Below are 13,205 nucleotides of genomic sequence, written 5' to 3' on the forward strand. Positions count from 1 at the left end.
CCTTCCTTATATATATAGTATTTATATATAGAGAGGAGAATTAAAACCGGACAACCGAACTTCGTTCGTAGTAATCAACCCTAACCGCCACTTCGTGGCCCTCCTTCCCCGTCTGGGAAGGTCAACACCACTTACTTGCTTCGCAAAAGGAAAACAAGCAAACCGAACTTCGTTCGAGGAAAACCCTACAACCAGCCTAGCGGCTGAGGAACTACATCTCATTCGTCAGCTACGCTGACACCTTCTCTTTTCGGAGCAAGGTTAACACCCTTAAACCAAGGCTACGCCTTGATGAAAAACTCAAAACCTCGCTACGCTCGATGAAATGCAACTCATCCGTCGGCTCCGCCGCCACCTTCTCCTTTCGGAGCAAGGTTAAAACCGGCCTACGGCCCTGAAAATCCAGACTCAGTACATCGCAGTTAGCAGCAGCGGCAAGCGGCGCACCTTGGCCTTTTCCCCTACCCCCCCGCCAAAAAACCCCGTCCTATGCATCGGGCGGAGTTTTGCTGTGTTTCCTGTATTTCCTTTATTTCCTGTAAGGGAGATTTCTTTAATCTTGCCTTTTTGAGCCTGATCAGATACCGGCTCTTTCTTCGATTGCTGCTTCTTTGGCAGCTGCTTTTTCTGCTTTTTCGCGTTCGAGGACGGCCTGGAAGCGGACGACTTCTTCTTTGATGACAGGAGAGAGAACCAGCAGGGAAATGAGGTTTGGAATTGCCATGAGTGCGTTGGCAATATCGGAAAGGTTCCATACCAGATCCAGGGTCTGGGTAGCACCTACGTAAACAACCAGGGAGAAGATGATTCTGTAAACCATGTTGAATTTATGGGTTCCGAAGAGGTATTCCCATGCTTTTTCACCGTGGTATTCCCAGCCAATGATGGTGGAGTAGGCGAAGAGGATGATGCCGATGGCTACGATATAGGTACCGATGATGCCTATTTGGGTAGAGAAGGCTGCCATGGTGAGGGCGATGCCTTTCAGCGGTGCGCCGCTGGCATCGGTAGTGCCAAGAACGCCGGAGGAAGCAATGGTAAGACCGGTGATGGAGCAGACAACGATGGTATCCCAGAAGGTGCCGGTCATGTTGATGTAGCCCTGGCGAACGGGGTCGTCGGTGGTAGCAGCAGCAGCGGTGATGGCTGCGGAGCCCAGGCCGGCTTCATTGGAGAAGCAGCCTCTGGCAACGCCGTAACGCATGGAGTTCATGACGGTAACTGTGATGGTGCCGAGGACGCCGCCGCCAATGGCCTGCGGGTTGAAGGCCATCATGAAAATCATATAGAGGCCGTGAGGTACGTTCTGGATGTTAATAAGAATGCAGATGAAGCCTGCGATGATGTAGAACACAGCCATACCGGGAACAACGACAGAGGAAACTTTGGAAATTGTCTTGATACCGCCAAGGATGATAATCAGGGAAAGGACGGTGAGGATGACGCCGCAGACTTCCACCGGTACGCCGAAGACTGTCTGTACGGCTCCGGAAATGGAGTTTGCCTGGGTCATGTTGCCGATACCGAAGGAAGCAATGACGGAGAACAGTGCGAAGAGGAAGCCAAAGGTACGGCCAGCGGTTTTATTTTTGAAACCGTTTTTCATGGTGAACATGGGGCCGCCCTTCATTTCACCTTTAGCATTGACTTCACGGTATTTAATAGCCAGCATGCATTCGGAGAATTTGGTGGTGAGGCCGAAGCATGCGGAAATCCACATCCATACCAGGGCGCCGGGGCCGCCGGAGAACATGGCGGTGGCAACGCCTACGATGTTGCCGGTGCCGATGGTGGCAGCGAGAGCTGTCATTAATGCGGAGAATGGAGAAACGTCGCCTTTGCCGCGCTTAGTGGTGCGGGCTTCTTTAGAAAGAACGCTGTGGATTGCATAGGGCAGATTCCGCCAGGTCTGGAATTTTAATAAGCAGGTGAGGTACACGCCGGTACCGACAAGGAGCACCAGCATTACCGGGCCCCAGACTATGCCGTCAATGGTATTGACGAGCGAGTTGATTGCAGCCATGTCCATAATAATATCCCCCTTACATTTGACCCGTATTTCTGAGAAAAAAACAACCGCCGCACTCAGGCTGATGGTGTGTGTAAAGTCTGAGGCTGGCGGTTGTATGTATGTATGCATCCATGCATAGCGGGAGTTACCCACGTGCCAGCCCTGTCCTTTTGCCTGAGAGATTCGGGATTTACGGGTGAAATCCCTTTACACCTTCGGCGCCCAATCGAATGGGACTCTCCAGAGTTGTGTCCGTACACAGTTTCGTGTTCTTCTGAACGCCTGATAGTATTACTCCTTCGGCAGAGTGCCCTTTCAGCTCTCATTTTTCAGTGTACATCATCCACAGATATGTATGCGCTTTGACTCTATGAGCCTGCCGGGCATTTGCGGCATATACAAAGGCACTTGGCCTGAAGTATACAAGAGGATTGATGGATTTCCCTTTTTGAAAGGCAGGGCCCCCACCCGGGAGAGAGTTCTGGGTGTCTCTCCCGGCGGCCCGGGACTGCGATTCCGAAGATGGATGGATGCGCAGGCCCTGTCCCAGGCCTTGTATCATACTGCCCGGCGGAAGGGAAAATGGGGAAACCTTCTCGCCTGGCAGATATGAACCTTCTTACTCTTCCACTTCTGGCTGAGCTTTTGCACTTGCCAGGGATGGATCGAGGTCTTCGTATTCTTCGTAGTCCTTGCCGGTCTTCAGATGATCGAAGTATTTCTCGGTTTCTCTGACGACGACTCCGGAAAGGGCCAGAAGAGCGATGAGGTTCGGGATAGCCATGAGTCCGTTGACAATATCCGCCAGAACCCAGATGGCTTCTAATTTAAGGAACGCGCCGCTTGCGACAAGCGCGATGAATATAATACGGTAAGGAAGGATGCCCTTGGTGCCGCAGAGGTAGATCATGCAGCGTTCGCCGTAGTAGTTCCATCCGAGGATGGTGGTGAAGGCGAAGAGGACAAGTCCGACCATCAGCATGTAGCCGCCAACTGCCGGGAAGGCATCCTGGAAAGCTGCATTGGTGAGTGCTGCGCCGTTGAGGCCTTTGAGCCATTCGCCGGATACGACGATGGTAAGTCCGGTCAGGGTGCAGATGATGATGGTATCGATGAAGGTACCTGTCATGGAAATGAGACCCTGTTCTGCCGGCCATTTTGTCTTAGCGGCTGCGGCTACGATCGGAGCGGAACCAAGGCCGGATTCGTTGGAGAATACGCCTCTGGCAATACCGCTTCTCATGGCAAGCATCACGCCTGCTCCTGCGAAGCCGCCGGCTGCTGCTGTGCCGGTGAATGCGTTGGAAATGATGGTCTCAATAGCCATCGGAATCTGATTAGCGAAGTAAGCAAGGACGCCGACGGTGGAAACGAAGTAAATCACTGCCATTGCCGGAACGATCTTGGATGCGGCATTCGCGATGGACTGGAGTCCGCCGAGAGTGATAGCTGCGACCAGGATGGTCAGGATGATGGCGGTCCATGTCGGTGAAACGCCGACCGTCATCTGGGTGATTTCAACGATGGAATTGACCTGAGCGAATGTACCGATACCGAAGTATGCGACGAGTACGCCGAAGAGAGCAAAGAGAGTTCCAAGCCATTTATACTTCTCACCCATGCCGTTCTTGATGTAGAACATCGGGCCGCCGGCGATTTCGCCTTTGGAATCGACTTCGCGGTATTTAACAGCCAGAAGACCTTCCGCATACTTGGTTGCCATTCCGAAGAAAGCAGCCATCCACATCCAGAAAATAGCGCCAGGGCCGCCAGCTGCGATTGCAGTAGCTACGCCGACGATATTGCCGGTGCCTACCGTTGCGGAAAGAGCTGTGCAGAGAGCCTTGAAAGAATCAATATCTCCGCTGCCTGCGTTCTGTGCCTTGAAAATTAATTTCAAAGCCTTGGGAAGCTTGAAAACCTGCAACATCTTCAAACGAAGTGTCAGCAGAATCCCGGTTCCCACCAAAAGAACCAAAAGCGGTGGTCCCCAGATAAAACTGTCGGCTGCATTCAGCCAATTCATGTAATTCAAATCCATGTTCGTCCTCCTCGAAATAGAAATATGCAAAAAGCCGGCATCCAAAATATAAAACTCTGGAAGCCGGCATTGTCTATCCTAAAACGAGTACGAAAAAATCGTAAGAACGTTTCTTTATGCTCTGTCCTTTTGCCTGAGAGATTGGGACCTTGCGATCCTTACACCTTCGGCGCTCATTTGTGAGACTCTCCAGAGTGTGTCCGCAACCGGTACCGCCTCTTGCGAGGCACCTGAGAGTGTTACTCCTTCGGTAAGCCATACGGCTTTCTCCCACTTGCATCATCCACCAATATGAATTTGATGTTTGCATTATAAGTCCCAGCGGACCCATATGCAAGCGTTATTTTAAGGCTTAATCATTTTCTAATGGATAACCCCTTGAAAATTTCAGCACATTTTATCCAAAATACCCCTAAAATTAACGTTCAAACCACCCCTGTGCATAAAGTGCGAAAACATCGATAAAACCAAGGATTTTGCATAGATTTCTAACTAATCATTTACTAATATAATAAGAAAATGCTAAGATTGGTTTAATATTTGGAGGGATAAAATAGAGGGAGCTGCCCTCCTGGAAAAGTATTTTAGAATTGGAAATACTGGGGAGAGAGATTAAAAGCGGGAAAACTAGGGAGAGAGTTTAAAACCAGACAACCAGCCTGACGGCTGAGGGAGATGAATCTCCTCAGGCGCAGGCGCGCCAGCTTTCCCTACGGGGCGAGCTCTAAAACCCTTTCCTTACTTCGCAAAGGGAAAACAGGCAAACCTCGCTTCGCTCGAAAAACCTTTTTATATTGAAAGCATTAAGGAATACTACACTCTTTCCACCGGCCTTCTTAGAAACTGCACCTTTAAAAACCATACAACCGGACTCTGTCCGAGTAACTGCAACTCATCCGCCCGACATCAGAATTTGAGGTCGGGCACCTTCCCTTCCAGGGCAAGGTCAAGACCGGCCTACGGCCCTGAAAATCGGAACTCAGTACATCGCAGTTAATAATAGCGGTACACGACGATACAGAAGGTTTTGACCTCCACCATCGGGGGAGGATCCGGCCAATCTTTTAACTGTTGCCGGAGAAAGGGGTGCAGTATTCATTGGTTTTTATAAAAGGTTCCACAAGCGCAGCTTGGTTGTATGGTTTTTCCATTCATACGTTTTTCCCATTTGTGTGGTTTTCTTATTCATACGGTTTCCCCTGTCCTATGCTCCCCAATTGTCTACCTATTTTCCCCTCTCTCGTTCTCTTTATGGTAATATATTGACAGGAATCGAAACGTGGAGTAATGTATAAGTGATAATTGTTTTCAATAAGAATTCCCCTTTTATTGAAATGATTACCGACTAACTGAATAAGGAGAAATTTTATGTCTGATGTATTCTGGGGATTGTTTATCCCCTTCCTCGGAACGTCTCTGGGGGCTGCGTGTGTGTTCTTTATGCGCGGCGAGATGAACCGCTCTGTACAGCGCGGGCTGACGGGTTTTGCGGCCGGCGTGATGGTGGCGGCATCGGTCTGGAGTCTTCTGATCCCTGCGATCGAAGAGTCTGAGCCTCTCGGAAAGATGGCGTTCCTTCCGGCGACGATTGGTTTCGGCGTCGGCATCCTTTTCCTTCTGCTGCTGGATCGTGTGATCCCGCATCTTCATATGAATGCGAAGAAAGCAGAAGGCCCGAAGAGCCACCTGGAAAGGACGACGATGCTTGTCCTGGCCGTGACGCTTCATAATATCCCTGAAGGCATGGCCGTCGGTGTCGTTTATGCAGGCTTCCTTTCCGGACACGCAGGAATCACTGCTGCGGCTGCCATGGCACTGTCGCTTGGGATTGCCATCCAGAACTTCCCTGAAGGCGCTATCATTTCCATGCCGCTGAAATCCGCCGGCATGGGCAGCTGGAAATCCTTCATAGGAGGCGTCCTCTCCGGCATCGTAGAACCGATCGGAGGCACGCTGACGATCCTGGTCACCGCCATGGTCGTCCCGATGATGCCTTACTTCCTTTCCTTCGCCGCAGGTGCTATGCTCTACGTCGTTGTAGAAGAACTCATCCCGGAAATGTCCGAAGGTGAACACTCCGATATCGGAGTCCTCTCCTTTGCCGTAGGCTTCATGATCATGATGGCTCTCGACGTTGCACTGGGATAACAACTACATACAAATAAAAAAACCGCTGTAAAAATTTCATGGCGGTTTTTTTGTGAGAATTTTGGAGGGGATGGGGATTTGAGAATAGAGAGTGAAAACCATACAACCGCCTTACAGGCTGGGAAATGATGTTTCCGGTCCCTCCGGGACCACCTTCCTCTACGAGGCAAGGTCAAGTTCAAAACCATACAACCGCGCGCACTCGTGGTAATCAACTCTATCCGCCCTTCGGGCACCTTCCCCGTCTGGGAAGGCAAGTGTTAGCGGCGCTTGGGAAAATGAACCCCTTTCCCCTGACGGTGACAGCTTTACGATAATCGAGAAAAGTCAGGACTCAGTACATAGTAGTTCGTAGCAGCTCGTTTTAAATGGTTCAAAGTATGCTCTTCAAAATCCTTACTGTTGCCATTTTGGTTTTCTGCTGTTTTTTCTGCTGCTGCGGTTTGGGAAATGTTTCACGTGAAACATTTTCTTGGTTTTTGTCAAAAAAAGACGCCTTGGGATGGTTTGTCCCTTGGCGTCTTTACTATATATAGTTGGTTTTATTCACAGGAAGGATATATATAGTGGTTTGTTTGAAGAGTCTTGTTTTCCCAGTGTTTTTGGGGCAGCACAGGGATTTTTGCATGGGGTTTGTGATTTATCCCAAGAGTTTTTCACAATATTCACAGGCTGTGAAAAGGGGCTGTGTGAATCTTTTTATTTGCTGTTTTTCCGATATTATCGAGGTTTTCACATTTTCACAGGTATTTATTCACTTGTTTTTATTCACAAAGTTTTCCACAGTTTGTGTATAACTTATCCCGGTGAATTTCTTCGCTTTTTTCTTTCGTGCTGTCAATCTGGCAGTAGCGAGGTTTTTGCAGCATTGGTGTTTTCTTTGGTTTCTTCCGTCTGATTTTCGGGCAGGGCCATGGGTTCTTTGACGAAGTCACGGATGTGCTCGTTGATGACAGCGGCCATTCTTTGTTTGGCGACGACGTCTCCGTGGAGGCCGTCCAGGGCAAGGGCTGGTGTCATTCCCGGGTCAAGGGGGAAGGCAGCGGCAATGTCGATGTGGGGCTGGGTGCGGATGAAGGCGTTGACTTTGGCAAAGGGTGTCTGCCAGTCGTCTACGGTGGGTTCGTCGAAGGTTTTCTTGATGCTGGCCGGGTTGATCGGCGGAAGGGTCATGAGGATGGATGTGATGCCGTTGTCGCTGCATTTCTGCTGGATGGCTTTCAGGTCCTCGATGACGTCTTCGGCAGGGACGCCGCCTCTTAAGCTGTTGCTTCCTCCCATGATGAGAAGGTATTTCACATGGAAGGGTAGGACGTCTCTGTCAAATCTTTCGAGCATGGATTCGCTGGTGTCGCCGCTCTGGGACAGGTTGATGACAGGGAAATCGAGGTAGTGCTCGTAGGAGTATTCGAGGTCGTTGGGGCTGTAGGACATGCGTCCTCCGCCGTGGCTGATGCTGTCTCCAAAGACGCCGACGACCCATCCTGCATCGGGGTCGGTGGTGCGTTTCTGTGCTTCGCTCCATTCGCCGACAGGATTTCCTTTGGCATCGATGCCGCGGACGCGCCAGTAGTAGGTGCCTGTCCTCGGTCTTGCGTCATAGAGGTCGCTCAGCTCAGTCTTGGCGCTCCAGAGGCGGAAGAGGGAGGGATCGGTACCTGTCGGATTTTCCGGAGGCTGGGTGGTCACTTCGACTTCATAGGAAGCGGCGCCGGGCATCCAGACGAAGGAATAGACGGGATAGAGCATGGCTCCGCCCTGTTCCCCGCTTCTGTCCGGTTTCTGGTACGGCGCGTCGCGGTCGTCCTTGAAGGCGCCGTCTTCAAACGGCATGTATGGCGTGAAGGCGCTGATCGGGTTTCCGTCGAAGTCGATTGGGCGGACGCGGTAGGAAACGTTTTCAGGATGTTCCAGGCGTCCTTTCTTGTCCAGGAGGACGGAATTGGCGTAGACGAACTGGTTGTCGTAGAACATGCCGTCATCGTCTTTCATCTGCACTTCGTAGCGCACGGCATCGTAATCGGGTTTCCAGGAAAGTCCGATCAGATCTCCCCCTTCTGCCGGCGCGAGCGTCCCGGCGGCGCACCAGAGCATCAGCAGTGCTGCTGTGCATTTATATTTCCAGTAATGTTTTCTCATCGAAATCTCCCCCCTGCTTTTCTTATAAGATTTCTATTAATAGGTCGGTATGAAATGGCCGATTTCGCGGTTGATTTCCCCTGCGATCATCTGCTTGGCGTTCCAGTCGCCGTGGATGCCGTCCATGGCAAATTCCGACGGCATGACGTCGAAGGATGCGAAGGGTGCGGCGGTGTCGATATATGGTTTCGTCCGGATGTAGGCGTTCACTTTGGCGACGGATTCCTTCCAGCCTGCATAGGTGGTCTCGCCGTAGTATTTCTGGATGTTTTCCGGATTGAGCGGCACGATGGTCATGAGAATCGGCGTGATGCCGTGGTCGATGCACTTCTGACGGATTTTTTCCAGGTACTCGATGGCCTTGTCCGGGCTCGTGCCCATGCGAAGGTCATTGATGCCTCCCATGATGAGAAGGTACTTCACGTGGAAGGGAAGGACGTCCCTGTCGAAGCGGTCGTACATCATTTCCACGGTGTCGCCGCTTCTTCCCATATTGACGGCCGGGAAATCGAGGTAAGAAACGTAGCTGTACGCCATATCGGCGGGGCTGTGGTAGAGATGGCCGCCGCCCTGAGTAATGCTGTCGCCGAAGATGCCGACATTGTAGCGGCTCTCGACGTCATTTCTCACGCGTTCGGGAAGGCTCCATTCGCCGACGGGCGCGCCTGTCTCGTCCATCCCCCTGACGCGCCAGTAGTAGGTCCCGATTCTGGGATCGCTGTCATAGACGTTCGAAAGGGAGGTCACGCGGGAAAAGACGCGGTGGGCAGAAGGCGCTGTGCCGGAAAGGGTTTCCGGATAGGAGTCTGTCACTTCCACTTCGTACTTCGCCGCGCCCGGGATCCCTGCGTAGGAATAGACGGGATAGAGGAGCGAGGAACCGTTTTCCGGACGATAGACGTTCGGAAGCGGCGCATCGCGGCCAAGGCGCTTCATCGTGCTCCTGACTTCCATCGGAGCTGAGAACGGCGCAAGGCCTGTCCAGTCGGCATCGATCGGGCGCACGCGCCAGTAGAGCACGCCGTCCCCTGCTGGAATCTTCGACAGGTCGATGATGACTTTATTCGTATAGATTCTCTGGTTGTCATAGACGTGATCCGCCAGAGGTTCGTTGCGGTCCAGGTTGTAAGGAATACCGCGGAAAATTTCCACTTCATAGCGGACGGATTCCGGATTTTCTGCCCATGTGAGGAGCACGAGATCCTTTTCCGAAGAAGGCGCATTCAGCCCCTCCTTCGCATTTTCCGCCCGGATAATGCGGTCAGGCATCTGCGGAATGACCGGTGCCGCCGCGAAAGCTGGCAGCGAAGAAATGCCCAGAAGGCATGCCGCCAGAATTGAAATACATTCTTTTCTAATCATTGAATCCTTAACCATTCCCGGAAATGATGGAAAGCGCTTTCTTCGCGTCCTCGTCGCCCAGATCGGCAGCGCGGGTCAGCCAGAATTTCGCCATTTCCCTGTTTCTTTCTGTTCCATACCCATTTTCATAACAAGCGGCCAGCCATCCCATTGATGCCGGATAGCCGTTTTCCGCGGATTTCCTGAATATTTCAAAGGCTTTGTCGTCCTTGCCGTCTTCGTGGTACATGACGCCAAGCTGCATGGCAGACGACTCCATCCCCTTCTCTGCGGCTTTTTTGTAGTAGAGGCGGGCCAGACGTCTGTCCTTCCTCGTGCCTGTGCCGTAGTAGTAGCAGTTTGCCAGATTTCCTTCTGCCGTCGGATCTCCCGATTCGGCTGCCATCTTCGTGTACTTGAAGCCATCCTTCTTTTCCTTCTCGTTCTTGGAGAAGGAAAGGACGAAGCCGAGCGTCAGCGCCGCGGTCATGTAGCCCGAGGCCGCCGCTTTCTTCCAGAGCTGGATGGCTGCCTTCTGGTCCCGCTTCGTTCCAAGGCCCCTGTAGACGAGGAAGCCCATGAAATACTCCGCTTCCGGTGCGCCTTTCACAGCGGCAAAGGAGAAATGGATGATGGCTTCGCCCGGATTGAACCGGTCTGCATCCCCCAGCGGATTTTCGCGCAGCTCATTGAACGCGCTTCCGAGGTGAATCGATGCTTTCCAGTATTCTTTCTGCTCTGCCATGGAGAGGAGGGCCATCCCCTTCTCTGTCCATCCTTCGCGCTTCTTTCCATAAACGAGGTAAAACGTTCCCAGCGCATCGGCAAGAACGGGATCTTCTTCTGCCCCTTTCTCTATTTCCGGGATGATCGACTTCTCAGCTTCGGCGATCGTTTCCTCCGAAGCATCTGCCATGAGCGCAAGGCGCATCAGCTTGGCGCCCGCATTTCCTTTCGCAGCGCTCTTTGCCAGAAGCTCGATAGCGATATCCACGTCATACGTCATCATGGCCAGCATGTACAGCGCATCGCTGTCACCGGCCCCGGCCAGTTCCTCCAAGAGAGGCTTTGCCTCCTTCAAGCGGCAGGAAACGAAAAGCTCCCGCGCTTTCTCTATCTCTGTCATACAGACTCCTTCCATGCGTACCATGTATAAAACATCCAATCATTATACGCCAGATCAATCATTCTTTCTACAATTATTATAACAGAGAAAACGGCCGGATATATAGAAATTATCGAATCTTTCTATTCCTTTTTTGAATCTGGTTTCATACCTTTTCCGTATGGGAAAGCGGCAGGAATGCAGGGAGTGGAGGGTAGGAGGTGGTACGGGTCTTGGCATTTTAGCGGTGCTCGTCCACTTCCCCATTTTCCCAATCAAAAAGACCAGCTTTACGGCTGGCCTTTCTGATTTATATGCATAGATTGGTGGATTCAATCCATGGAAACAAATTATTTGTCTTCTTTCAGAGCATCGACGATTTCTTCGGCTCTTTCCATTGTCTTTTCTGCGACATAGCCGGAGAATTCATGTTTCTTCTTCAGATCTTCGACTGCTTTCTCATCGACTTTTTCTACTTCTGTTTCACCGCTGACGTCTTTGTCAGCCTGGCCCATTGCGTCTTCGAGCTGCTCAGCACGTTCCATCGTTTTCTCTGTACGGAAACCGGAGAATTCGTGCTCCTTTTTCTTTTTCTCAATGGCCTCTTCTGTCATTTCTTCTACTTTCTTTTCCATGATTCGTCATCCTTTCTTGAAGAAAAAACTCCCCAAATACGACTAGCGCCGTACCATCAAGCCCCCGGGTTATTACAAGTGACGGGCAGCGTCGAAAAATGACTGCCTCATGACGATAGAACCCCCGATTGAATTATGAGTACTATCTCTATGAAGTATCTGACTATCTGTTTATAGTATAGATGTTTTTCGAAATACAGACAAACAAATTCAATTTGTGGAAGTCACAAGTTTTATTTGTAGGAATGATTACCAATAGCGCTATTGCGACATGTATGCAGACAATAAAAAAGAACCCATCGCGGGCCCAAAGGGGTCTACTTCCCCGAGGGAAAGTCCCGAAACCGGTTCTTCTTTGTACTCCATAATTATAGGCGAAAAAATAAATTGTCAACAGAGACCCCGCTAAAAAGGAGCCTTGCAGCAATGCTTCAGGGCTCCTTTTTAACAGTGCTTTGATTGATCATTTTTTTATCCTCGGGGAATTACGCCGGGTGTTTTGCCATGTGTCTGGCCGATTTTCTCGGATGGCCAAGGACACAATCGTTGATGTATGCTGCGCGGTCGAGTTTTCTCTCAGCCAGGTAGCCGAAGTAACCGTATTCCTTCTTGAAATGCTTGACGCCTTTTCTGATTTCATACTCTAAGATTTTCATCATGATAAATCCTTCCCTTCCGCTCTTGAACGACCGGGAGATCCCGCGCTGTATGCCTCCTTTCTGCTGGTACCGGGTTTCCGGTGATATGAAGGAAATCTCGGGAATTCCGGGCCTTTCCTTCCTTTCACCTATAGTATAGATTTCCTACTATACTAAATCCAACTGTTTTAGATAGTACTTTTTACTGATTGTTTTTGTTACTTTTCATTCTCGATGATGCGGCTGGCACGCTCGAGGTTTTTCTTTTCCTTGTAGGAAACGTAGTCTTCAGAAGACTCTTCCTTTTCACCTTTGGAAGCAGCTGCCTTCTCTTCCATGGCTTCCGCTCTTTCCAGGTTCTTCTCACTCTTGAAGGCTGTGTACGGACTCTCTTCTTTCATGTCCTCAACGGCTTTCTTATTGACTGTATCAATGATTTTTTCCATGATTCCTGCTTCCTTTCTGCCGGTATTTTCTTAGACAGCGGCTTTGATTTTCTTAGCTTCCGGTTTTCTGAGGCCGCTGATGGTTTCTACGTAATCGGCTTTTTCCAGTTTCCTGGCTGCCATGTAGCCGAAGTAGAAGTTATCCTTCTTCAATGCTTTGACTGCTTCCTTGTTTTCACGATCAATGATTTTTTCCATTTTATAGACTCCCTTTCTGACTTGATTTCCTTAAATAGCGATTCTGACTTTCTTGGCTTCCGGTTTTCTGAGGCCGCTGATGGTTTCTACGTAATCGGCTCTTTCCAGTTTCCTGGCTGCCATGTAGCCGAAGTAGAAGTTATCCTTCTTCAATGCTTTGACTGCTTCCTTGTTTTCACGATCAATGATTTTTTCCATTTTATAGACTCCCTTTCTGACTTGATTTCCTTAAATAGCGATTCTGACTTTCTTGGCTTCCGGTTTTCTGAGGCCGCTGATGGTTTCTACGTAATCGGCTCTTTCCAGTTTCCTGGCTGCCATGTAGCCGAAGTAGAAGTTATCCTTCTTCAATGCTTTGACTGCTTCCTTGTTTTCACGATCAATGATTTTTTCCATTTTGTATGCTTCCTTTCTGTGTTCATTTCTTTGATTTTCTTGATCTCTTCGATCTGTCCATAGTATAGGTTTTTCAAGTAACAATATCCAACTGTTTAAATTCATAT

12 protein-coding genes and 2 riboswitches are annotated in these 13,205 nt (G+C 50.3%); of the genes, 1 reads left to right on the forward strand and 11 read right to left on the reverse strand.

Translation table 11 applies throughout. From position 1 onward, the window contains the following. Positions 1-577: 577 nt before the first annotated feature. Together Dia5BBH33_RS09845 and Dia5BBH33_RS09850 are read right to left on the reverse strand one after the other, a co-directional pair. Positions 578-2,029 carry an alanine/glycine:cation symporter family protein gene (locus Dia5BBH33_RS09845; RefSeq protein WP_144269253.1) on the reverse strand — a complete coding sequence of 484 codons (1,452 nt, stop codon included), beginning with the start codon at positions 2,027-2,029 and terminating at the stop codon, positions 578-580. A 134-nt stretch (positions 2,030-2,163) separates the two neighbouring features. Then, positions 2,164-2,265: riboswitch (glycine riboswitch) on the reverse strand. A 365-nt stretch (positions 2,266-2,630) separates the two neighbouring features. After that, on the reverse strand, positions 2,631-4,052 hold the full coding sequence (locus Dia5BBH33_RS09850) for an alanine/glycine:cation symporter family protein (protein ID WP_144269254.1): 1,422 nt from the start codon (positions 4,050-4,052) through the stop codon (positions 2,631-2,633). A gap of 111 nt (positions 4,053-4,163) precedes the next feature. After that, a riboswitch (glycine riboswitch) is annotated at positions 4,164-4,255 on the reverse strand. A 1,165-nt stretch (positions 4,256-5,420) separates the two neighbouring features. Here Dia5BBH33_RS09850 and Dia5BBH33_RS09855 point away from each other — a divergent pair. Further along, positions 5,421-6,200, forward strand: a complete 780-nt coding sequence (locus Dia5BBH33_RS09855) for a ZIP family metal transporter (protein WP_144269255.1) — start codon at positions 5,421-5,423, stop codon at positions 6,198-6,200. An 837-nt stretch (positions 6,201-7,037) separates the two neighbouring features. On the opposite strand, the gene Dia5BBH33_RS09860 is transcribed toward Dia5BBH33_RS09855, so the two are convergent. The 9 genes from Dia5BBH33_RS09860 to Dia5BBH33_RS11105 form a co-directional block, all read right to left on the reverse strand. Further along, on the reverse strand, positions 7,038-8,339 hold the full coding sequence (locus Dia5BBH33_RS09860; RefSeq protein ID WP_144269256.1) for an SGNH/GDSL hydrolase family protein: 1,302 nt from the start codon (positions 8,337-8,339) through the stop codon (positions 7,038-7,040). A gap of 36 nt (positions 8,340-8,375) precedes the next feature. Then, positions 8,376-9,716, reverse strand: a complete 1,341-nt coding sequence (locus tag Dia5BBH33_RS09865) for an SGNH/GDSL hydrolase family protein (RefSeq protein WP_108850379.1) — start codon at positions 9,714-9,716, stop codon at positions 8,376-8,378. Then, positions 9,709-10,806: a tetratricopeptide repeat protein gene (locus Dia5BBH33_RS09870; RefSeq protein ID WP_162501799.1), complete on the reverse strand. Its 1,098-nt coding sequence runs from the start codon at positions 10,804-10,806 to the stop codon at positions 9,709-9,711. Before Dia5BBH33_RS09870 ends, Dia5BBH33_RS09865 begins: the two co-directional genes overlap by 8 nt. A 329-nt stretch (positions 10,807-11,135) precedes the next feature. Continuing rightward, positions 11,136-11,420 carry a hypothetical protein gene (locus Dia5BBH33_RS09875; RefSeq protein WP_144269258.1) on the reverse strand — a complete coding sequence of 95 codons (285 nt, stop codon included), beginning with the start codon at positions 11,418-11,420 and terminating at the stop codon, positions 11,136-11,138. Between the two features lie 485 nt (positions 11,421-11,905). Next, positions 11,906-12,079 (reverse strand): hypothetical protein, encoded by a 174-nt coding sequence (locus Dia5BBH33_RS11090; protein WP_022383262.1) that lies wholly within the window; start codon positions 12,077-12,079, stop codon positions 11,906-11,908. A 197-nt stretch (positions 12,080-12,276) separates the two neighbouring features. After that, positions 12,277-12,504, reverse strand: coding sequence for a hypothetical protein (locus Dia5BBH33_RS09880; protein ID WP_108850377.1), 228 nt, complete (start codon positions 12,502-12,504; stop codon positions 12,277-12,279). A 30-nt stretch (positions 12,505-12,534) separates the two neighbouring features. Continuing rightward, entirely contained in the window at positions 12,535-12,702 is a 168-nt protein-coding gene (locus Dia5BBH33_RS11095; RefSeq protein ID WP_162501800.1) for a hypothetical protein, read from the reverse strand. Between the two features lie 30 nt (positions 12,703-12,732). After that, positions 12,733-12,900 (reverse strand): hypothetical protein, encoded by a 168-nt coding sequence (locus tag Dia5BBH33_RS11100; protein WP_157952069.1) that lies wholly within the window; start codon positions 12,898-12,900, stop codon positions 12,733-12,735. A gap of 30 nt (positions 12,901-12,930) precedes the next feature. Then, entirely contained in the window at positions 12,931-13,098 is a 168-nt protein-coding gene (locus tag Dia5BBH33_RS11105) for a hypothetical protein (RefSeq protein WP_157952069.1), read from the reverse strand. Between the last annotated feature and the right edge of the window lie 107 nt (positions 13,099-13,205).

The organism is Dialister hominis (genome assembly GCF_007164725.1).
Taxonomy (GTDB): Bacteria; Bacillota; Negativicutes; order Veillonellales; family Dialisteraceae; genus Dialister; species Dialister hominis.

Coding starts and splice junctions, on each gene's coding strand:
- Dia5BBH33_RS09845 (WP_144269253.1), bottom strand. CDS start 2,029: ATGGACATGGCTGCAATCAACTCGCTCGTCAATACCATTGACGGCATA.
- Dia5BBH33_RS09850 (WP_144269254.1), bottom strand. CDS start 4,052: ATGGATTTGAATTACATGAATTGGCTGAATGCAGCCGACAGTTTTATC.
- Dia5BBH33_RS09855 (WP_144269255.1), top strand. CDS start 5,421: ATGTCTGATGTATTCTGGGGATTGTTTATCCCCTTCCTCGGAACGTCT.
- Dia5BBH33_RS09860 (WP_144269256.1), bottom strand. CDS start 8,339: ATGAGAAAACATTACTGGAAATATAAATGCACAGCAGCACTGCTGATG.
- Dia5BBH33_RS09865 (WP_108850379.1), bottom strand. CDS start 9,716: ATGGTTAAGGATTCAATGATTAGAAAAGAATGTATTTCAATTCTGGCG.
- Dia5BBH33_RS09870 (WP_162501799.1), bottom strand. CDS start 10,806: ATGACAGAGATAGAGAAAGCGCGGGAGCTTTTCGTTTCCTGCCGCTTG.
- Dia5BBH33_RS09875 (WP_144269258.1), bottom strand. CDS start 11,420: ATGGAAAAGAAAGTAGAAGAAATGACAGAAGAGGCCATTGAGAAAAAG.
- Dia5BBH33_RS11090 (WP_022383262.1), bottom strand. CDS start 12,079: ATGATGAAAATCTTAGAGTATGAAATCAGAAAAGGCGTCAAGCATTTC.
- Dia5BBH33_RS09880 (WP_108850377.1), bottom strand. CDS start 12,504: ATGGAAAAAATCATTGATACAGTCAATAAGAAAGCCGTTGAGGACATG.
- Dia5BBH33_RS11095 (WP_162501800.1), bottom strand. CDS start 12,702: ATGGAAAAAATCATTGATCGTGAAAACAAGGAAGCAGTCAAAGCATTG.
- Dia5BBH33_RS11100 (WP_157952069.1), bottom strand. CDS start 12,900: ATGGAAAAAATCATTGATCGTGAAAACAAGGAAGCAGTCAAAGCATTG.
- Dia5BBH33_RS11105 (WP_157952069.1), bottom strand. CDS start 13,098: ATGGAAAAAATCATTGATCGTGAAAACAAGGAAGCAGTCAAAGCATTG.